Annotated in this window: 19 protein-coding genes; 11 read left to right on the forward strand and 8 right to left on the reverse strand. The window is 60.5% G+C overall.

Annotated features, from left to right (window positions below):
• Window positions 1-183: 183 nt before the first annotated feature.
• The 3 genes from J1N02_RS08245 to J1N02_RS08255 all read left to right on the forward strand — a co-directional run bounded on the left by J1N02_RS08245 (window position 184) and on the right by J1N02_RS08255 (window position 3,615).
• The gene (locus J1N02_RS08245; RefSeq protein WP_027607604.1) at window positions 184-564 is read left to right on the forward strand and encodes a response regulator; all 381 of its coding nucleotides are present in this window, start codon (window positions 184-186) and stop codon (window positions 562-564) included.
• 196 nt (window positions 565-760) lie between these two features.
• Window positions 761-1,375 carry a biliverdin-producing heme oxygenase gene (locus tag J1N02_RS08250; RefSeq protein WP_421147267.1) on the forward strand — a complete coding sequence of 205 codons (615 nt, stop codon included), beginning with the start codon at window positions 761-763 and terminating at the stop codon, window positions 1,373-1,375.
• Window positions 1,372-3,615, forward strand: coding sequence for an ATP-binding protein (locus J1N02_RS08255; RefSeq protein WP_098480103.1), 2,244 nt, complete (start codon window positions 1,372-1,374; stop codon window positions 3,613-3,615). The genes J1N02_RS08250 and J1N02_RS08255 overlap by 4 nt, the downstream gene beginning before the upstream one ends.
• A 22-nt stretch (window positions 3,616-3,637) precedes the next feature.
• Here J1N02_RS08255 and J1N02_RS08260 read toward each other — a convergent pair whose 3' ends face one another.
• Both J1N02_RS08260 and J1N02_RS08265 read right to left on the reverse strand, forming a co-directional pair.
• Window positions 3,638-4,957, reverse strand: coding sequence for an ATP-binding protein (locus J1N02_RS08260; protein ID WP_027607607.1), 1,320 nt, complete (start codon window positions 4,955-4,957; stop codon window positions 3,638-3,640).
• The gene (locus J1N02_RS08265; RefSeq protein WP_421147268.1) at window positions 4,954-5,664 is read right to left on the reverse strand and encodes a response regulator; all 711 of its coding nucleotides are present in this window, start codon (window positions 5,662-5,664) and stop codon (window positions 4,954-4,956) included. The genes J1N02_RS08260 and J1N02_RS08265 overlap by 4 nt, the downstream gene beginning before the upstream one ends.
• 164 nt (window positions 5,665-5,828) lie before the next feature.
• On the opposite strand from J1N02_RS08265, the gene J1N02_RS08270 reads away from it, so the two are divergent.
• The 6 genes from J1N02_RS08270 to J1N02_RS08295 all read left to right on the forward strand — a co-directional run bounded on the left by J1N02_RS08270 (window position 5,829) and on the right by J1N02_RS08295 (window position 12,325).
• The gene (locus J1N02_RS08270; RefSeq protein WP_051429400.1) at window positions 5,829-6,617 is read left to right on the forward strand and encodes an MlaA family lipoprotein; all 789 of its coding nucleotides are present in this window, start codon (window positions 5,829-5,831) and stop codon (window positions 6,615-6,617) included.
• Between the two features lie 133 nt (window positions 6,618-6,750).
• Complete coding sequence (locus tag J1N02_RS08275) at window positions 6,751-6,948, forward strand: hypothetical protein (RefSeq protein WP_027607610.1); 198 nt, start codon at window positions 6,751-6,753, stop codon at window positions 6,946-6,948.
• A gap of 123 nt (window positions 6,949-7,071) precedes the next feature.
• The gene (locus J1N02_RS08280; RefSeq protein ID WP_421147269.1) at window positions 7,072-8,970 is read left to right on the forward strand and encodes an alkaline phosphatase D family protein; all 1,899 of its coding nucleotides are present in this window, start codon (window positions 7,072-7,074) and stop codon (window positions 8,968-8,970) included.
• A gap of 136 nt (window positions 8,971-9,106) precedes the next feature.
• Entirely contained in the window at window positions 9,107-10,108 is a 1,002-nt protein-coding gene (locus J1N02_RS08285) for a diguanylate cyclase domain-containing protein (RefSeq protein WP_027607612.1), read from the forward strand.
• 148 nt (window positions 10,109-10,256) lie between these two features.
• Window positions 10,257-11,507: a 2-aminoadipate transaminase gene (locus tag J1N02_RS08290; RefSeq protein WP_092359282.1), complete on the forward strand. Its 1,251-nt coding sequence runs from the start codon at window positions 10,257-10,259 to the stop codon at window positions 11,505-11,507.
• 101 nt (window positions 11,508-11,608) lie between these two features.
• Window positions 11,609-12,325: a hypothetical protein gene (locus J1N02_RS08295; protein ID WP_092359284.1), complete on the forward strand. Its 717-nt coding sequence runs from the start codon at window positions 11,609-11,611 to the stop codon at window positions 12,323-12,325.
• A gap of 41 nt (window positions 12,326-12,366) precedes the next feature.
• On the opposite strand, the gene J1N02_RS08300 is transcribed toward J1N02_RS08295, so the two are convergent.
• Window positions 12,367-13,449, reverse strand: a complete 1,083-nt coding sequence (locus tag J1N02_RS08300) for a pyridoxal phosphate-dependent aminotransferase (RefSeq protein ID WP_421147270.1) — start codon at window positions 13,447-13,449, stop codon at window positions 12,367-12,369.
• 146 nt (window positions 13,450-13,595) lie between these two features.
• Complete coding sequence (glyA, locus tag J1N02_RS08305) at window positions 13,596-14,951, reverse strand: serine hydroxymethyltransferase (protein WP_027607616.1); 1,356 nt, start codon at window positions 14,949-14,951, stop codon at window positions 13,596-13,598.
• Between the two features lie 304 nt (window positions 14,952-15,255).
• On the opposite strand from glyA, the gene J1N02_RS08310 reads away from it, so the two are divergent.
• Together J1N02_RS08310 and J1N02_RS08315 are read left to right on the forward strand one after the other, a co-directional pair.
• Complete coding sequence (locus J1N02_RS08310) at window positions 15,256-15,861, forward strand: helix-turn-helix transcriptional regulator (RefSeq protein WP_092359290.1); 606 nt, start codon at window positions 15,256-15,258, stop codon at window positions 15,859-15,861.
• Window positions 15,848-16,726: a queuosine precursor transporter gene (locus J1N02_RS08315; RefSeq protein WP_027607618.1), complete on the forward strand. Its 879-nt coding sequence runs from the start codon at window positions 15,848-15,850 to the stop codon at window positions 16,724-16,726. Before J1N02_RS08310 ends, J1N02_RS08315 begins: the two co-directional genes overlap by 14 nt.
• A gap of 51 nt (window positions 16,727-16,777) precedes the next feature.
• Here J1N02_RS08315 and queC read toward each other — a convergent pair whose 3' ends face one another.
• The 4 genes from queC to J1N02_RS08335 form a co-directional block, all read right to left on the reverse strand.
• Window positions 16,778-17,476: a 7-cyano-7-deazaguanine synthase QueC gene (gene queC / locus J1N02_RS08320; RefSeq protein ID WP_027607619.1), complete on the reverse strand. Its 699-nt coding sequence runs from the start codon at window positions 17,474-17,476 to the stop codon at window positions 16,778-16,780.
• Between the two features lie 104 nt (window positions 17,477-17,580).
• Entirely contained in the window at window positions 17,581-18,468 is an 888-nt protein-coding gene (gene cyoE, locus J1N02_RS08325) for a heme o synthase (RefSeq protein ID WP_027607620.1), read from the reverse strand.
• Window positions 18,469-18,479: 11 nt separating this feature from the next.
• Window positions 18,480-18,821 (reverse strand): cytochrome o ubiquinol oxidase subunit IV, encoded by a 342-nt coding sequence (gene cyoD, locus J1N02_RS08330; RefSeq protein WP_010206434.1) that lies wholly within the window; start codon window positions 18,819-18,821, stop codon window positions 18,480-18,482.
• Window positions 18,821-19,447: a cytochrome o ubiquinol oxidase subunit III gene (locus tag J1N02_RS08335; RefSeq protein ID WP_010206435.1), complete on the reverse strand. Its 627-nt coding sequence runs from the start codon at window positions 19,445-19,447 to the stop codon at window positions 18,821-18,823. Before J1N02_RS08335 ends, cyoD begins: the two co-directional genes overlap by 1 nt.

Here is a 19,447-nt window from a genome sequence, read left to right on the forward strand (position 1 = left end):
ACGAGGGCCCACGGGATTCGGGCCGATCCTGATTGCAGAGCGCCGGTATCCTGCCGTACCTCCGCGCAAATGCGCAACCTAGACCCTCGAAACTGACCACCCATCGCCCCATACGCATCCAATCGAACCTAACCGGCCCCGTTCCACTCCACCTTACTGAACCCTGATGGTGGAGTAAGGATCATGGCTCAGCCATCGATTTTGGTATTGGAAGACGACGAGATCATTCGGTCGTTGATGGTGGATGTACTGGAGGATTTCGGCGCGGTTGTGACGTCTTTTCCTTCAGCCGATGAAGGAATGATTTACCTGGAACGCGGCGATGATCCGGTGGACTTGATTGTCAGCGATGTGCAGATGCCGGGGTTGCTCAACGGCTATGACTTGAGCCGGGTAGTGGCTCATCGCTGGCCGTCGGTGCCGGTACTGCTCACCTCCGGCAATGCCAAACTTGCACAGCAATTGGGCGGCTCCGTGCGGTTTCTGCCCAAGCCGTGGAGCACCGAACATTTGCTTGAGTGTGTGCAAACGGCGCTGACTCAGCAGGGCTCATCCATGCATTGATAGCTTCGCGATATCACTTTTGCCGAACTTCACAGCCTGCCTTGTGGTCACTTGCATCAGCAGGGAGCGACTTTTCTGATCCGCTGGTCAGCCTTTTCGTCTTGTGCATTCAGCTGATGCTCACCTGTTGTGTAGAATTGTCGCCTTTTACAACGCGTCATTCATGGCCGGAAGGCCCACAGTTCGAGCTCATTGCATGCATTCACAGGCCCATGATGGTGGTGCGCCCTCATTGCTGGACGCGTTGCGCGCAGGCACCGGCCTATTGCACCTAGCCTTGGAAGAACGCCTGCCGTTTTTTTCCGAGGAGCTGGATGCCGACTGGTATCGGCGCCTGATCCAGGCGTATTACGGGTTTTACCGGCCGATTGAAGCAGCGCTGTACAGCTGTGAGTTTATCCCTGAAGGCTTCGACCCTGCGTTGCGTATGAAAACGCCGACGCTGATCGACGATCTTCACGCCCTTGGCCTGGACGCCTGCGCGATCAACGCCTTGCCGCACTGTGGGCAATTGCCCGCTTTCGACACCCCCGCCGCCTGCCTCGGCGCCTTGTATGTGCTTGAAGGCGCAACCCTGGGCGGCCAGGTACTGCGTCGGGAAATGGCTCGACGCCTGGCGCTGGACGCCGACAACGGAGGGGCGTTCCTCGATGTGTACGGTGCCGAAACCGGTCGGCTCTGGAAAGATTTTCTCGACTACCTGGGCCGCCTGCCGCTGGACACGCCAGCCAAACAGCGCGCGGTGCACGCGGCCCGCTCGACATTCAGCTGCTTTGAGCAATGGCTCGACAGCCAGGAGGTACTGCTATGAAACCCGAAGACTTTGAAGAGCTGCTTGCCAACTGTGCCGACGAGCCCATCCGCTTTCCAGGGGCGATCCAACCCCACGGTGTGCTGCTGACGTTGTCGGAGCCCGACCTGAACATCATTCAAGTCAGCACTAACGTCGCCAGCCTGTTCAACCGCGCCCCCGAGTCGTTGCTGGGCCAGCCACTGCACACGCTGCTCGGTGCCGAGCACGCCCAGGCCGTGCAGGCCATGGCCGAACACAACAGCTTCCTTGATGCGCCGCCTTTGCACGTCACCCTCAACGGCGCCGAGTTCGAAGGCCTGTTGCACCGCCATCAGGACGTGCTGGTGCTGGAATTCGAACCGCGGCTCAAGGACTTCCGGCCGCGGGCCCTGAAAGGCCGCAGCAGTGACTTGGGCAAGATGCTGCAACGTTTGCAATCAGCGAAAACCCTGCAAGCGCTGTACGAAATCAGCGTGACTGAAATCCAGGCCATGACCGGTTACGACCGGGTGTTGATCTACCGCTTCGAAGAAGAAGGCCATGGCCAGGTGATCGCGGAAGCGTCGGCACCGTCCATGGAGCTGTTCAACGGGCTGTTCTTCCCCGCGTCCGATATCCCGGAACAGGCCCGCGAGCTGTATCGCACCAACTGGTTGCGCATCATCCCGAATGCGGCCTACGAGCCGGTGCCATTGCTGCCCAAGCTGCGCCCGGATACCGGCGAACCGCTGGATTTGAGCTTTGCCACCCTGCGCAGCGTGTCGCCGATTCACTGCCAGTACATGCAAAACATGGGCGTGCTGTCGTCCATGAGCATTTCGCTGATGAAGGGCGACAAGCTCTGGGGCCTGATCAGTTGCGGCAACCGCGAGCCGCTGCTGGTACCCAATGATTTGCGCATCACCTGCCAGACCATCGGCCAGGTGCTGTCATTGCAGATCAGCGCCATGGAAGCCCTGGACCTGAGCCGTCAGCGGGAAGAAAAAGTCGAGGCCCTGGCGTTGCTGGATAAAGCCATGAAGGCCTCCGAAGAAAACGTGTTCGACGGCCTGGCCCAGCGCGGCCAGGTGCTGATGGACCTGACCTTGTCCGGCGGCGTGGCGATCATCGAAGACAAGCAATTGCACCGCTACGGCAACTGCCCGGAACCGGCGCAGATCCGGGCCTTGCACAAGTGGCTGCAGGACAGCGGCGAGCCGGTGTTCTCCAGCCATAACCTGGTGTCGATCTACCCGCCAGGCGCCGAGTTCCAACAGGTGGCCAGCGGTGTCCTGGCCATGAGCCTGCCAAAGCCTGTGGATAACGGCGTGCTGTGGTTCCGCCCGGAAGTGAAAGAAAACATTAACTGGAGTGGTGACCCGAAAAAGCCGCTCGACCTGGAAAACTCCGACGCCGGCCTGCGCCTTCGCCCGCGTACCTCGTTTGAAATCTGGAAGGTGGAGATGGCCGGTATTTCCACCAAGTGGAGCCATGGCGACCTGTTCGCCGCCAACGACCTGCGCCGCTCGGCCCTGGAAAACGACCTGGCTCGCCAGGTGCTGCGCGAGCAACAGGCCGTGCGCGCCCGCGATGACCTGGTGGCGGTGGTGTCCCACGACCTGCGCAACCCGATGACGGTGATCTCCATGCTCTGCGGCATGATGCAAAAGGCCTTCAGCTCCGACGGCCCGCATACCTCGCGACGCATTTCCTCGGCCATCGACACCATGCAACAGGCCGCCGGACGCATGAACGTCTTGCTGGAAGACTTGCTCGACACCTCGAAAATCGAGGCCGGGCGCTACGTGGTCAAACCCGTGGCCCTGGACGTCAGCCAAATGTTCGAAGAGGCCTACTCCCTGCTCGCGCCGTTGGCGATGGAAAAAGGCATCGACCTGTCGTTCAACGCAGAGCCTGGCCTGCAGATCAACGGCGACCCGGAGCGGCTGTTCCAGGTGCTGTCGAACCTGATCGGCAATGCCATCAAGTTCACTCCGCGCCAGGGCAATATCGGCATCAGTGCGATGACCAATGGTGAAGAGATCGTGTTTTCGGTGCGTGACTCAGGCGAAGGGATTGCGCCTGATCAACTGCCCCACGTGTTTGATCGCTACTGGACCCAGTCGGAAAACAATCCCACCGGCACCGGCCTGGGGCTGTATATCACCCAGGGGATTGTCCAGGCCCATGGCGGCAAGATCATGGCTGAAAGTGAAGTGGGCCGTGGCAGTGAGTTCCGGTTTACGGTGCCGAAGGTGATTGAGGACTCCCATACCTGACCGCCCCTATGGCGAGCGCCGGTTACACCGGCAACACCACCACCGCCTCCAACCCACCACCCTGGCGCTCCGACAGGGTGAGTGTGCCACCGTGTTCCAGCACAATCGCACGGGCGGTAGACAGCCCAAGTCCGACGCCGCCAGTGCTTTTGTTGCGTGAATTTTCGAGGCGGTAGAACGGCAGGAACACCTGTTCGCGATACTGCGCCGCGATCCCCGGGCCGCGATCCAGCACGCGGATCACCACTTCGGCCGGCCCTTGTTGCAGTTCGATTTCCGGCGCCCGACCGTAGTGAATGGCATTGTCCATCAGGTTGGTCATCACCCGCTTGAGGCCCAAGGGCCGGCCAAAGTACACCAGGCGCGGCGGTCCGCTGAAAGCCAGTTCAATCGCCTGGTCACGGTAGTCGTCGATCAGGGTTTGCAGCAGTTCCGCCAGATCCAGCTGGGTGGCCTGCTCCAGGCGTGCGTCGTCGCGGAAGAACGCCAGGGCCGTGTTGATCATGGCCTGCATTTCATCGACATCATTGAACAGCCGGCGTTGCTGGTCGGCATCTTCGATGAATTCACCGCGCAGGCGCAGGCGGGTCAGGGGCGCACGCAGGTCGTGGGAAATGGCCGCGAGCATTTGCGTGCGGTCCTGGATAAAGTGCCGCAACTGCGCCTGCATGCCGTTGAACGCGAGGATCGCCTGGCGGATTTCGTGGGGCCCGACCGGTTCGATGGGCGGCGCGCGGAAGTCAGCGCCAAAGCGCCGCGCGCCCTGGGCGAAGTGTTGCAGGGGGCGAGCCAGGCGACGGGTCGCGACCAGGGTGACCAGCGCAGTCGAGATCAGCACCAGCAGCACTACGATCACGCTGCGCACGCCCTCGTCCAGCCCCCAACTGCGGGCACGGGCGCTGAACATCAGCCAGGACTGATCGGCCAGTTGCATCAGGAGCACATACTGCCCGTTGCCACCTGGCCAGTCGGACGGTTCGTAGGCTTCCATGGGCCGGGTCGGTCCCTGAAGCAGGTGCTTGAACGCTTGCTCCCCCGAATCAAAGTCCGGGTCGTTCAGCACGGGCAAATCAAAGGCCGCGCGCTGCGCTACCCACGTCACGCTGAAGGACTCATCGCCCATCACCTGAGCCAGGTGTGCTCGCTGGGCAGGCTGCGACGCCTCGACCGCGCGCACCACCACGGCGATCTTTTCCAGCAAGCCGATTTCGGTCAACGGTGGTCGTGCCCACACGCCCGCCAATTGTACGAACAGGGCGTTAAGCGCCAGCGCGGTAAACATCGCAACCAGGATGGTCAGGGCAATCCAGCGCGCTACGGTGTCACGTGGACGGCGGCTCATGAACGGCTCACACTGGCGGTGAACTGGTAACCGCCGTTGCGCACGGTGCGGATCATGGCCGGACGCTTGGTATCGAACTCCAGCTTGCGGCGCAGGCGGCTGACCTGCACGTCGATGCTGCGGTCGAACGCGTCATGGCTATGGCCCCGCGCCAGGTTCAGCAGTTGTTCGCGGGTCAGCACGCGCTGGGGGTGTTCGACGAAGACCAGCAGCAGGTCGAATTCGCCGGATGACAGCGGGATCATCACCTCGTCGGGGGAGCGCAGTTCACGGCGCGTAACGTCCAGTTGCCAGCCCGCAAAGCGAATCAAGGGACGGGCAGACCCGCCCAACACTGGCCGCCCCTCGCCTGCCCGACGCAATACCGCACGCACCCGCGCCAGCAGTTCACGGGCGTCGAAGGGTTTGCTCAGGTAATCGTCGGCGCCCATTTCCAGGCCTACCACGCGGTCGCTGAGTTCGCCCATGGCGGTGAGCATGATCACCGGTGTTGCGTACTGCTGGCGCAGGCGCTGGCACAGCAACAGGCCGTTCTCCCCCGGCAGCATCAGGTCAAGAATGATCAGGTCGGCAGGATGACGCTTCATGGCGGCCCACAGCTCGGTGCCACCGGCGACGGTCTCGACCGCATAGCCATGTTGCATAAAAAATTTCTTCAGCAGCGCGAGGACTTCAAGGTCATCGTCCACGATCAAAAGGTTGCTCACAGGCGGGCATCACTGGGTGTTGTCGATGCGCCATCTAAAACCATTCGACGCAGCCCGTCATATATTTCAATCGTGCAATAAAGCGTCAGCGCCGCAATAAACCAGACATCTTTGCGCAAGGGACGGCTGCCAGCATCGGCCTCCCTTTTGCGGAGACCGTGCTTATGCGCTCGCTGACCTATCCCCGGCACCTGGCTCACCAGGTCGTGCTGTTGTTGACCGTGTCTTACCTCACGGGCTGCGCCAGCCCGGCCCCCTCGGGCACCACCACCCGCTGCGCACAGGTGAATTACCCGGTGTACGACCCGGCCGAACCGCTCAATCGCGGGGTGTTTGCCTTCAACCGGACGGTGGATAACTACGCCCTGGCGCCGGTAGCACGTGGCTACCGCTACCTGCCGGATTTTTTCCAGCAGGGTGTGCATAACTTTGCGAGCAACTTCAGCGAGCCGAAGGTGTTTATCAATGACCTGTTGCAAGGCAACCCAAGGCGCTCGGTCAATACCCTTGGCCGTTTTGCGCTGAATACCACAGTGGGCGTGGTGGGGCTGATCGATGTATCAGACCGCGTGGGCATCCCGCGCCATAGCGCCGACTTCGGCCAGACATTCGGCGTGTGGGGCATCGGCAACGGGCCGATTGTCGAACTGCCACTGCTGGGCACCGGCAACAGCCGCGATGCGGCAGGCAAGGTCTTGAGTTTCCTGGTCTCGCCGTTGGGAGACAGTGACACCGTGCAGACCCTGGGCACCCTCAGCCTGGTAGGTGGCACCGTGGATACCCGGGCATCACTGTTGCCGCTCACCGACAGCCTGCAAAAATTGCCGGACTATTACAGCGCAATACGTAATGTCGTGGCACAAAACCGTGCGGCCTTTGTGCTGGATGGCAAGGACGGCGCGACCACTCCCGCGACCGGGGGTTGCGCGGACGGCGCCGCTGATGACTTCTGAGCCGAGTAGCCAAAGGTCGTCATATCTTGCAGCAGGACGTTTATAGCTCGCCAGCGCCCTGCTCTATAAGTTTGGCGGCACTTCGCTCCAAGGGGTGAAGTAACACTCGACTAATAGATAAAAGGACACTGCCATGCTCAGCTCTATCAACGCCACACCGCTCCCCCCTCCTCCCCCCACTACGCCGCAGGACGACACAGCCCTGCAACGCAAGAAACGCAGCATTGAAGACCCTCAGCCGCAACTGGAGCCTCAGGAGGCTGACGGTTCATCGCGCAACCGCCCCAGAAGTGGCGGCCTGGATAGCCTGGGCAAGGGGAACTTGCTCTGAACCGCAGGAAGAAGGGCAGCGTATTGCCCTTCTTCTTTTTTACAGACCGCCCCGCTTTAACAAAACACTGACATCCGTTGCGCTAACCTTGCCGGTTCAACCCTGGCCGGAGCCTGTTACCGCATGCCACATCCCGACACCTTGCCCGCCGTACTCGCCGGCCCTCTGCTGCGGCGCCTGGAACCCCGGCGCCTGGTGCTGTGGCTGGTGGGGAGCCGGGCATTGCCCCTGAGCCTGAAACTGCACTGTGCCGACCAGTGCCTGGACATGCCGCTGGGCCAGGACCGGTGCCAGGTCGTGCCGGTGGGGCGCCAGGCGTACATCCATCTGATTGATGTACGGTTGGACGAGGCGCTGCCCCAGGACATAGTCATCCACTATGACCTGCTGGTCGACGACGCCGGCATTGCCGAATGGGCACCGCACCTGCTGTACGCCGACACACACTGCCCAAGTTTCGTACTGCACAGCCACATCCATCAACTGGTACACGGCTCCTGCCGCAAACCTCACCACAGCGCCGACGAAGGCCTGCTCTGCGTCGATCGGCTGCTGGCGGATGCGCCTACCCCGGCCGACCGCCCAGCCTTGCTGATGATGAGTGGCGACCAGGTGTACGCCGACGATGTGGCCGGGCCGATGTTGCGGGCGATCCATGGGCTGATTGCGCGCCTGGGCCTGTTCGATGAGTACCTGGAAGGCGCGGTGGTAGACGACAGCGCCAGCCTCTACGGGCATCACGCCAGCTACTACCACCGCGCTGACCTGCTACCCGCGCTGGACAGCAATGAGACCCTGCGCGAACGTTTCTTTGGCGGCGTGAAAAAGCCGATTTTCACCAGCAGCACCGCCGACAATCACCTGGTGACGTTCGCCGAAGTCATGGCGATGTACCTGCTGGTGTGGTCGCCCACCCCCTGGTCCCTGATCACCGTACAGCCACCGCAACTGAACGCCGATGAAGCTGCGCGCTATGCCCGCGAACAGGTGCAGGTGGATAAATTTCGCGACGGCTTGCCGGGCGTGGCGCGGGTATTCGCCCATCTGCCCACCTTGATGATCTTTGACGATCACGACATCACCGACGACTGGAACCTCAGCGCGCAATGGGAAGAAACCGCCTACGGCCATCCGTTCTCCAGACGCATCATCGGTAACGCCCTGCTGGCGTACCTGCTGTGCCAGGGCTGGGGCAATAACCCGGACGCCTTTGATGAGCTGGTGGGCCACACCCAGGCACTGGCCACCCAGGCGCAGGACAATCACTTGGACGCCCAGGCACAGGATGCTTTGCTCGCGGCGCTGCTGAAGTTCCAGCAGTGGCACTACGTACTGCCCACCACCCCGGCCCTGGTGGTGCTCGACACCCGCACCCGGCGCTGGCGCAGCGAATTCACCCTCAAGCAACCGTCCGGCCTGCTGGACTGGGAAGCCTTGAGCGAACTGCAACAGGAACTGCTCGACCATCCCTCGGCCATCATCGTCTCCCCCGCGCCGATCTTCGGCGTCAAGCTGATCGAGACCGTGCAGAAAATCTTCAGTTGGTGCGGCCACCCGTTGCTGGTGGACGCAGAAAACTGGATGGCCCATCGCGGTGCGGCCCAGGTGATCCTCAACATCTTTCGCCACTCGCGCACACCGGGTAACTACGTGATCCTCTCGGGGGATGTGCACTACTCGTTCGTCTATGAAGTGCTGATCCGCCATCGCAACGCCGGCCCCAGAATCTGGCAGATCACCAGCAGCGGCATCAAGAACGAATTCCCGCCGCGCTTGCTGGAATGGTTCGACCGCCTCAACCGCTGGCTGTACTCGCCACGTTCCCCCCTCAACTGGTTCACTCGCCGCCGCACCATGCAGGTGGTGCCGCACATCCCGGAGCATGCCGAGGCCGGTGAACGGTTATGGAATTCGGCAGGCATCGGCCAAGTGTTTTTCAACGAGCGGGGGCAACCTGACACGATCTACCAGCACAACGCCGATGGGAAGGCGCGTACGAGGATGATCGCGCCGAAGCAATAGCCCATGGCCACCCTCCTGTAGCCGTCCATCCGCCCTATTCAAAGCGCACAAGCTCCGTTGTACAGTAGCTCCAGCCACGGAGTATCGGCATCAATATGACTGGCCTTGGACGCCAGCCCATGCAAGGAGCGCACAGATGGACGATACCTCCGACAACGGTAATTTCTCCCACCTCAATGCCGACATGCTGCATACCGTGCTGGAGCTGGTCAGCGACGGGATCTGGGACTGGAACGCCAATACCGGGTTCGTCTACCGCAACCCAGGCTGGTACGAAATGCTGGGCTACCCCCGCCACTCCCTGGAAAACAGCGTGTTCACCTGGGAGACCGTCATCCACCCGGAAGACTACCCCCACGTGATGACGCTGTTCGATGACTACATCCACCGTCGCGCTCCCCATTATCAAATCGAATACCGTTGCCGCAAAAAAGATGGCAGCTACCTGTGGATCGAAGACCGGGGCTACGTGATTGCCCGTAACCCCGATGGCTCGGTGGCGCGGATGGTCGGCGCCCATCGCGATATTCATATACGCAAGTGCTCCGTCGAACAGCTGGAGCGGCGCAACCAATCCCTTGAGGCGCTGGTGGCCGAGCGCACGCGCGAATTGTCACGGGTCAACCAGCAGTTGCAATTGCAGCTGGACGAAAACCGCTCCCTGGCCGAACGGGATGCCCTGACCCTCGTCGCCAACCGCTATCGCCTGGAAAAAGTCCTGCTGGAAGAGTGCGACCGCGCCCAGCGTTTTCGCCTGCCGCTGGCATTGATCGCGATGGATATCGATGATTTCAAGCCGATCAATGACCAGCATGGTCACGGCGTGGGCGACCAAACCCTTTTGCAGGTAGTGGAATGCCTGGAAAGCTGCCTGCGCCCAGGCGACCTGCTCGCGCGCTGGGGTGGCGATGAGTTCATCGCGGTCCTGCCCAAAAGCGCACTGGAAACCGCCAGGGAGCTGGCCGAGAAAATCTGCCAAAAGATGCGCAAGATCCCGATGCGCGGCGGCCTCCACGTTACCCTGAGCGTGGGCGTGGCCGAGCGCCGTATGGATGAATCCCCCAGCGCGCTTATGGCGCGTGCCGATCAGGCGCTGTATCGCGCCAAGGCGGCGGGCAAGGATGGGGTGTCGGCGTAGCATCGACGGGGCTACGGCGTTGCCAAAAACGAGCTTTTGGCAACAGCTCTTCCGATTTGGAATGACCCGGCGACTTTATTTCGTTTGCGGCAGGGCCTGGCCCACGGCTTAGATAAAAGCACGCCCGCCACTGCCGAGTCCGAGATTCATGAGCCGCGAAACCATCAGCCAGTCGATTTCCATCGTTCATCCCATCAGCCTCAGCCATGGCAGCAACGCCGAGGTCTGGGACACCACGGGCAAACGCTATATCGATTTTGTCGGCGGGATCGGCGTGCTCAACCTTGGCCATTGCCACCCGGGCGTGGTGGCGGCGATTCGGGAACAGGCGACGAAGTTGACCCACTATGCGTTCAACGCGGCACCGCACACGCCCTACATCGAACTGATGGATCGCCTGACCGGGTTTATCCCGGTGGACTACCCCGTCAGCGGCATGCTCACCAACAGCGGTGCGGAAGCGGCAGAAAACGCCTTGAAGATCGTGCGCGGCGCCACCGGCCGCACGGCGGTGATCGCCTTTGACGGTGCTTTCCACGGCCGCACCCTGGCCACCCTCAACCTCAATGGCAAGGTGGCGCCCTACAAACAAAAGGTCGGCGTCCTGCCCGGCCCGGTGTATCACCTGCCCTACCCCAGCGCCGATAACGGCGTGAGCTGCGCTGAAGCGCTGAAAGCCATGGACCGCTTGTTCAGCGTGGAAATCGACGTCGCTGACGTCGCCTGTTTCATCATCGAGCCGGTGCAGGGCGAAGGCGGTTTCCTGGCGCTGGATATCGAGTTTGCCCACGCCCTGCGGCGCTTTTGCGATGAACACAATATCCTGTTGATTGCCGATGAGATCCAATCGGGCTTCGGGCGCACCGGCCGGCGTTTCGCCTTCTCACGCCTGGGCATCGAACCGGATCTGATCCTGCTGGGCAAAAGCATCGCCGGCGGCGTGCCGCTGGGTGCGGTGGTCGGGCGCAAGGCCTTGATGGATAACCTGCCCAAAGGCGGCCTCGGTGGTACTTACTCGGGTAACCCCATCGCTTGCGCGGCAGCATTGGCTACCCTCGATGCGATGACGGACGAACACTTGCAGGCCTGGGGCTCGCAACAGGAAGCAGCGATCGTCGGCCGCTATGCCGCCTGGCGTTCGCAGCACCTGTCGCCGTACCTGGGCCGCCTGACCGGCGTCGGTGCCATGCGCGGCATCGAACTGGCCAACGCCGACGGCACGCCCGCGCCCCGGCAACTGACCCAATTGCTGAGCCTGGCGCGAGACGCCGGGCTGTTGTTGATGCCCAGCGGCAAGTCGCGGCACATCGTGCGCTTGCTGGCACCGCTGACCATCGAGCCTGCGGTGCTGGAAGAAGGACTGGATATTCTCCAGGCGTGCCTGAAGCAGTTGGTTTGACGCCCTGCATTCGCCGGTCGGCAGCCTTGACCTGATCCCCCTCCCCGCTGAAAATGCGCGACGCTTTTTTGTCTTCCGTTTACTGAAGTAGTGAAATTTCAATGTCCGATTCTTACACCGAACACTCCGCCGAAGAATCCGTAGTCGCCTTGCACGCCAAGGCTGAATACGAAAACGCCATCAATCTTTCACAGCATGTGCCAGCCGCCAAGATCATCAGCGAGATGGTGCTGGACGCCTTTCACACCTCCAAGGAAAGCGACCAGATCCGCGAACTGCGCGTGGCCATCCGCCAGGCCCACGACGCCTTCGACGACGACAAGGCCTACGACCTGATGGGCCAGCTCAAGCAGCTCAAGGACGCCGAAGCCGCTGACAACCTCGCCCTTGAAGACCTGAGCGGCAAGTTCTCCATCAGCCGCATCCTGTCGAGCTTCAAGGATGATCCTGAGTTTCAGGAGCTGGTCTACGGGCTGGCCCTCAAAGTGCTGAACCAGTCTCACCAGGCCATCAGCAACCCAAGCGCCGGCAAAGGCAAGGCCGCCCGCCCCAAGAAAGAAGCCGAAGTGTTTGTGATCAGCAAGGACGGCACCAGCGTCACCCTGCCGCTGCGCACGCCACGCTCGCGGTTGAACGTCGACCGTGAGGCGTTTGAGTTCCTGGGCTTCAGCTTTGTAGGCGAAGGCGACGAAGCCGAGCTGGAGGTTGAAAGCTTTGTGGATAACGCCGGCGTCGAGCAGCCCCTGAGCCGCAAGAGCGTGATTACTGCGCTGCAACAGCAGACGGCGTTTGAGGGCTACAGCATCGCGCAGCAGTGACACCTAATGTGGGAGGGAGAAAGCCCCCTCCCACATCGGCGCTAGACCGTCGCCGCAAACACCTCGCGAAACCGCTCCATCTCCCGCTTGTTCCCCACCGTCACGCGCACCCACTGCGGCCAGTTTTTCCACACCCGCCCGATGAACACGCCCTGTGCGGCAAGCTTGTCGATGACCTGCTCGGCCGGTTGCTTCACGTCGATCATGAAGCAGTTGGCCTGGGAGGCCGTGCAGGTGAAGCCACGGCCCTTGAGCCAGGTGATTGTTTCATCGCGCAGCTGGGCATTGAGTGCCTTGCGTTGTGGCAGCAACTTTACGTCTTCCAGGCTGGCGATGCCGCCGAGCAGGGAAGAACCCGCCGGGACATTGTCACCGCCGAATACCGCCAGCCGTTCCAGCAGCGCCGGGTGGCCGATCGCCAGGCCCAGGCGGGCGCCGGCCATGCCATAGATTTTCGAGAAGGTGCGCAACACCAACAGGTCGTCATGGTCCTTGACCCAGCTCACCACGCTTGGGGTGTCGGCGAAGTCGATGTAGGCCTCGTCCACCACCAATACGCTGCCTTTGGGCTTGTTCGCCAGCGCCTGGCGAATAGCCTCGGTAGAGGTGAGGGTGCCCGTCGGATTATTGGGATTGCAGACATAGAGCATCCCCGCCTGGGGATCGGCGGCGAGCATGGCGGGAACGTCGTGGGCGTGGTCGGCGTCAAGGTCCACTTCGCGCACCGGCGCCTTACGGGACTCGGCGGCCTGGCGCGGTACTTCGTAGGAAGGCGTGGCCATCACCAGGCCGCGGGTTTCGCTGGTGAACGCCAGCACCGCGTAGCGCAGCGCGGCCATGGAGCCGGCGAACACCGCCACCTGCTCTTCGGCAATCCCGTGCTGCTGGGCAAACAGGCCGGCCAAGGCGTACATATGTTTGTACGGATACCGGCCGGCTGTCGCGATGCCGCGCTGCATCGCTTCGCGGGCCGCCGTCGAAGGCCCGTAGGGGCTTTCGTTGTAGTTGAGCAGTACCTTGTCAGTCTTGGTCGGCGCGGGTGCGGCGAGCGCCCAATCCAGGCGTCCGAGCAAAGGCAGGGCGGCGCCAAGAGCGAGAAGGGATCGACGACTAACGCTGACCATGGTGACTACTCCTTGTAGACGGGTGAGGAATTCGCACAGCTCGTATAGAAGGGTATGACGAGACAAGGAACGAAGGATTTAACCGAGCCACCATGAAAAAGCCCCGTACAACGTGCGAAGACGGGGCTTTTTTCGAGCAGGGCGCTTCAGCGTTCCCAGTAGCCGGCGATGGGATATTTCGCACACAAGGCTTCGAGTTCTGTACGCAGTTGTTGCTGCAGAATCGGTTCGAGGCGGTACGCGTGCTCCCCCAGCGGGGTGACATTGTCCAATACCCGGCACACCAGATCGATGATGTGTCGACAGCCCTCGGCATCAACACCGCGTTGCGCCATGGAGCCCGTGCCGATACACAAGCCACTGGCAACGGCAGACGAACGCGTCTCACCCGGTATGCGGTTTTTATCCACCACGACACCGCAGCTTTCCAGCGCCGACTCGGCGATAGCGCCGGTAACGCCGCCGCGCAAGCGAATCAGCACGGTATGGTTTTCACTGCGCCCGCCGACCACTTCATAGTCATGGGCCTGAAACGCGCTGGCCACTTCATCGGCCAGGGCACGAATCCGCCCCATGCACGCGTCGAACTCCGGTGTCATCGCGTAGCCCAGCGCAGCGGCTTTGGCGGCGATCATATTGACCGCAGGCGCGCCCTGCATGCGTGGGAACACGGCTTGATCAAGTACACGGCTGAAGGTCGCCCTCAAGCCGGGCACCTTGGTATGGGCATCGCGGCCGGACAGGATCAAGCCTCCGCGCGGCCCACCCAGCTGCTTGTGGGTACAGGTGGTGGTGACATGCGCGGCGTTGATCGGACTCGGGTGCCGCCCCGTCACGACCAGCCCGGCAATATGAGAAATGTCGGCGAGCAGGATCGCACCCGCTTCATCGGCTATGGCGCGAAACCGCTCGAAATCCACAACCCGCGAATAAGCCGATGCACCGCAGATGATGATGCGAGGGCGATGGGCAAGCGCCAGACTACGCACCTGCGCGTAATCGATCAGTCCGTCGGCGGTGGTGCCGTAGCGAATGGCCTTGTAGTAGGCACCGGTAAATACGGCGGGGCTGCCATGGGTAAGGTGCCCACCGTGATCGTGGGCCATGCCCAGCAGGGTATCCCCCGGTTCAAGCAGGGCGGACAGCACTTGGGCGTTGGCGTTGGAAGCCGAGTGCGACTGCACGCCGGCGTAGTGGGCATCGAACAATTCACGCGCCCTGCGGATAGCCAGGGACTCGACCAGATCGACATTCTCGCAGCCCGCCCGATGGCGTCGGCCAGGCGCGCCCTCGGCGGTGATGTTCACCAATGCAGACGCGGAGGCCACCAGGGTGCGGGGTTCGACCGCACAGGAGGACGCGACCAGTGACAGTGTGCGGTGCTGGCGCGCCACTTCCGCGTCCAGCAGCATCGCCAACTCCATGTCCTCGGCGTGCAGATCCGCCATGCCTCGGCGCAACAGGTCAGCCTGATCCTGCAGGTGTACGGTATTGACTGCCATGGGGAGTGTCCCTTCCTTGGTTGCTGCGTAGCGGTTCGTCCTGAACCGTGGCGCCCAATTAAACAGGAAATTAAACATTTTCCAAATTAAATGTTCGCTTTTGTCCCCCTTTGCCGAGTAACTGGCCATTTGCCTTTCCGCCTGACAGGGTCGAGCATCTTGGGCTTTATTGTTAAGCCACGCGCGTGCAACACTTGCGCCCGCCGCAAAGCCTGAACGCCCTGGATGGGTACTTCAGTGCTGAAACAGCCTGCGTGGCGTCTTCAAGGATCAACGGTTTTTACTAAAGGGAAGTGGTGAGCACGTGATGCACAGACGAGAAAAAACCGAGCACTTGAAGAGCAACATCAAGTACTTGATCAAGAGCCGCGGCGAGACCCAACTGTCGTTGTGCAGCGCGGCCGGCCTGACCCGCACCACGATCTACAACATCCTCGAAGGCAAGGTCGTCAACGTTCAACAGTCGACCCTGCGCAAGATTTCCGATTTTTTCGGCGTGTCTTACGAAGAAATCGAGACCATCGATTTTGAAGCCAAGGAAATCATCGAGAGCAGTGTGTCGCCCCAGGGCAATATGAACCCGGCAGCCGTGCCTGTGCTCAAGCAAAGCCAGGTCATGCAACACCTGGACAAGCGCATTGGCGAACTGGCCACCCTCTTCCCGCTCACGTACTACTTCGGCGCGTCCCATAACCTGATCGGTGTACAGCTGGAGCATCCCATCGCGGGTGTGAACGAGCCAGGTGACCTGCTGATCATCCAGAAGGGCTCATCGAGCGATGCCAAGGAAAAGCTGGTGTTCGACAAGGTCACTCAGGCGCTGTTGATCAGCCGTGAGGCCTGCGCCAACTCAGAACGCCTGTGTGTACTGGGCGATATCATTGAGGAGCGCTTCAATGACCACGCATGAAAGCGAGATAGAAAACAGCAAGTACAAACTGCTTGGCTTCGAAAATGACAAGAGCCTGGCCGTGATCATGATCATCGCCACGGGCAAGATCATCCGGGTCAAGTTGAGCGAAGTCATCAACAGCGAAATCATGGACAACTTAAATAAAATGGAAGTTAAAAACCTGTACAAGAAGTTCTATTCCCAAGGCGGCTCGGTGACCGCGTACGACCTCAATGACCGTAATGAAAACTCATGGATGATCTACATCATCCTGAACCTGCTGCTCTTCACTTTTTATATTTTCACCAGCATCGCCGCGACCAAACCGATCTACATCGAGTCACTCGACATCATCGTCACACCCGGCACTTTCCTGTATCCGTTGACCTTTTTGATCGTGGACCTGCTCAACGAAAACTTCGGCCTGAGACTCGCCAGAAAGGCCATTCTGTTTGCCTTTGCCAGCAACGCGATGATCATCATCCTGCTCTACGGCTCGACCTTCCTGCCCGGCCTGCCAGGTTGGAAGCTCGACGGTCCTTACAACGACGTGATCGTCCAGGTATCGTCGGTATTGATCGCCTCTTCGGTGTCGTTCCTGGTGTCGGAAAATATCAACTCGTATTTACTGTGCAAGATCAAAGAACTGACCAATTCCAAATACCTGTACCTGCGCATTTTCCTCAGTACGTTCTTTGCGGTGATTATCGACAGCTTCCTGTTCTGCTTCATCGCGTTCTACGGCGCCATGCAGACCAGCGACATCCTGAGCATGATCTACGTACAGATCGCGATCAAAGTCGGCTTTGCGTTCTTCAATATCCTGCCGGCCTACGGTGCGCGCTCGTTGTTCAAGCGCTACCTGACCGCCGCCACTGCCTGATGCGTAGCAGCTGTCGAGCCTTGTCGAGGCTCGACAGCTGCGTGTTGGAGGTCAGTTCAGCTGCAATTTCTGCTTAAGGCTCTGCATGACCGCTGCCTTGTTCTGCAGGTAGTCATTCAAGCCACGTGCACGCAGGTTGCACGCATCGCACTCGCCGCAGCCGGTGCCGATAATGCCGTTGTAGCAGGTCAGGGTCTGCTCGCGGACCAGGTCCAGTTGCTGGTGGTAATCCGCCAATGCCCAGGTCTCGGCCTTGTTCAGCCACATCAACGGGGTTTCCAGGCGTACGTCGTACTCCATGCCCAGCTTGAGCGCCTGGTTCAAGGCTTTGACGAACTCATCGCGGCAATCGGGGTAGCCGGAGAAGTCGGTTTCACACACGCCGGTGATGACCGTCTCGGCCTTGACCTGATACGCGTAGATGGCCGCCAGGGTTAAAAACAGAATATTGCGGCCCGGCACAAAGGTGCTCGGCAGGCTTTCGCCGGAGCTGTTCACGGTAGGCACCGGGATGTTGTCGCGGGTCAGGCTGCTGATCGCCAGTTCGTTGAGCAGCGACACGTCCATCACTTTGTGAACGGTGGCCCCCAGTTGCTTGGCCAACTGCCGGGCGACTTCGATTTCCGCCACATGGCGCTGACCGTAATCGAAGGTGATGCAGTGCACTTCGTCATACAGCGGCAGCGCCTGGATCAGGCAGGTGGTCGAATCCTGACCGCCACTGAACACCATAACGGCTTTTTTACTCATCACTTTGCTTCCTGCAGGGGTAGGGTTTGGTCGTAGTTTAAAGGTCACTCAATAAAAAACCCCGCGCTTCTTTCGAAGGCGGGGCCTTTTTATTACTCAGACACTCAGTGGGCGTAGGTCAGCAACAGCTCTTTCGGCACTTGGAAATCCAGGGACATCATCACGCTGAGCGCGGTGATGGTGAAAATCGAGAACACGAACAGCTTGCGCGCCCAGACGGTGTCGTCCACCGCCTTGTAGCCGGTCCAGGCCATGTACAACCAGTACATGCCCATGGCGGCGGCGACGGCAAGGTAGCTCATGCCGGCGTAGCCACTGAAGGTCAACATCAAGGTCGCCACGAGGAAGGCCAGGATGTAGAGCAGGATGTGCTTCTTGGCGACCTGGATGCCACGCTTGACCGGCAGGACCGGAATCGAAGCAGCCAGGTAGTCGTTGAAGCGGAAGATCGCGATGGCGTAGGAATGCGGCATCTGCCACAGGCTGAACATCACCAGCAGCACCAGCGCAGCCATGTCGAAGCTATTGGTCACAGCCACATAACCAATCACCGGCGGCATCGCCCCCGACAGACTGCCCACCAGCGTGCCGTGCACCGACTTGCGCTTGAGGTACAGGCTGTAGAGACCGACGTAGATGACAAAACCGATCACGGCAAACAACGCCGCCAGCGGGTTGGCCACCTGGTACAACAGGGCCACACCGGCAACACCCAGGACGGTCGCGAAGATCAGCGCCAGTTTCAGGGAAATCAGGCCCTGGACCAGCACGCGATTCTTGGTGCGCTCCATCTTGATGTCGATGTCACGGTCGATGCAGTTGTTGAACACACAGCCGGAAGCCACCACCAGGGACGTACCGATCATCGCAGCCAGGAAGATGGCCAGATCGACATGTCCCTTGGAGGCCAGGAAGAAACCGCCCGCCACAGAAAGCACGTTACCGAAAATGATCCCCGGTTTGGTGATTTGGATAAAGTGCTTAAGCGACATCGGGTCTTACCTCACTTCGCCATCATGAACGTATGGATGCTGAACATGATCCATATCGACAGGCCAACCAGCAGCAGGATTACTAAGCCTGCGAACACGAACGCAATCACGTTATCGCGCTGCTCTTTAGAGCGATCCAGGTGCAGGAAGTACACCAGGTGAACCAGAACCTGAATCACCGCGAACGCCAGTACGATCATCAAAGTGATCGACTTCGGCAGGGTCGGGTACATCACCAGACCGAACGGGATGAGCGTCAGGATTACCGACAGGATGAAGCCGATGGCGTACGACTTAACGCTGCCGTGGCTCGCATCATGGCTGTCATGGTCATGGGAGTGTGCATTAGCCATTACAGAGTCCCCATCAGGTAAACAACGGTGAAGACGCAGATCCAGACCACGTCCAGGAAGTGCCAGAACAGGCTCAGGCAGCTCAGGCGAGTCTTGTTGGTGTTGGTCAGGCCGTGTTTATTGACCTGATACATCATCACCGCCATCCACAGCAGGCCGGCCGTCACGTGCAGACCGTGGGTACCAACCAGCGTGAAGAACGCCGACAGGAAGCCGGAACGGTGCGGGCCGTAGCCTTCGGAGATCAGCAGGTGGAACTCGTTGATCTCCATGCCGATGAAGCCCAGGCCGAACAGGAAGGTCAGTGCCAACCAGCTCAGGACGCCTTTCTTGTTGCCCTTGTAGAAGGCCAACATGGCGAAGCCGTAGGTGATCGAACTGAACAACAGCAAGGCGGTTTCGCCGAGCACGTAAGGCAGTTCGAAGATGTCGTGGCCCGACGGGCCACCCGCAACGTTGTTTACCAGTACCGCGTACACCGCGAAGATCGACGCAAACAAGATGCAGTCGGTCATCAGGTAGAGCCAGAAACCGAAAACGGTCATCGGCCCCGAGTCGTGGTGATGGTCATCGTGCCCATGGTCATCGACATGGGCGTGTCCAGCATTGGTCACTAAGTTCGACAT

It is taken from the genome of Pseudomonas sp. NFX5 (assembly GCF_049132125.1).
Lineage (GTDB): Bacteria > Pseudomonadota > Gammaproteobacteria > Pseudomonadales > Pseudomonadaceae > Aquipseudomonas > Aquipseudomonas marginalis.

Bases quoted from the DNA above. Each gene is read 5' to 3' on its own strand.
- queC (WP_027607619.1), bottom strand. From the start codon at position 17,476: ATGAGTAAAAAAGCCGTTATGGTGTTCAGTGGCGGTCAGGATTCGACC.
- J1N02_RS08290 (WP_092359282.1), top strand. From the start codon at position 10,257: ATGAGCCGCGAAACCATCAGCCAGTCGATTTCCATCGTTCATCCCATC.
- J1N02_RS08300 (WP_421147270.1), bottom strand. From the start codon at position 13,449: ATGGTCAGCGTTAGTCGTCGATCCCTTCTCGCTCTTGGCGCCGCCCTG.
- J1N02_RS08255 (WP_098480103.1), top strand. From the start codon at position 1,372: ATGAAACCCGAAGACTTTGAAGAGCTGCTTGCCAACTGTGCCGACGAG.
- J1N02_RS08285 (WP_027607612.1), top strand. From the start codon at position 9,107: ATGGACGATACCTCCGACAACGGTAATTTCTCCCACCTCAATGCCGAC.
- J1N02_RS08250 (WP_421147267.1), top strand. From the start codon at position 761: ATGCATTCACAGGCCCATGATGGTGGTGCGCCCTCATTGCTGGACGCG.
- J1N02_RS08295 (WP_092359284.1), top strand. From the start codon at position 11,609: ATGTCCGATTCTTACACCGAACACTCCGCCGAAGAATCCGTAGTCGCC.
- J1N02_RS08270 (WP_051429400.1), top strand. From the start codon at position 5,829: ATGCGCTCGCTGACCTATCCCCGGCACCTGGCTCACCAGGTCGTGCTG.
- J1N02_RS08335 (WP_010206435.1), bottom strand. From the start codon at position 19,447: ATGTCGAACTTAGTGACCAATGCTGGACACGCCCATGTCGATGACCAT.
- J1N02_RS08275 (WP_027607610.1), top strand. From the start codon at position 6,751: ATGCTCAGCTCTATCAACGCCACACCGCTCCCCCCTCCTCCCCCCACT.
- J1N02_RS08260 (WP_027607607.1), bottom strand. From the start codon at position 4,957: ATGAGCCGCCGTCCACGTGACACCGTAGCGCGCTGGATTGCCCTGACC.
- J1N02_RS08280 (WP_421147269.1), top strand. From the start codon at position 7,072: ATGCCACATCCCGACACCTTGCCCGCCGTACTCGCCGGCCCTCTGCTG.
- J1N02_RS08315 (WP_027607618.1), top strand. From the start codon at position 15,848: ATGACCACGCATGAAAGCGAGATAGAAAACAGCAAGTACAAACTGCTT.
- cyoD (WP_010206434.1), bottom strand. From the start codon at position 18,821: ATGGCTAATGCACACTCCCATGACCATGACAGCCATGATGCGAGCCAC.
- J1N02_RS08245 (WP_027607604.1), top strand. From the start codon at position 184: ATGGCTCAGCCATCGATTTTGGTATTGGAAGACGACGAGATCATTCGG.
- cyoE (WP_027607620.1), bottom strand. From the start codon at position 18,468: ATGTCGCTTAAGCACTTTATCCAAATCACCAAACCGGGGATCATTTTC.
- glyA (WP_027607616.1), bottom strand. From the start codon at position 14,951: ATGGCAGTCAATACCGTACACCTGCAGGATCAGGCTGACCTGTTGCGC.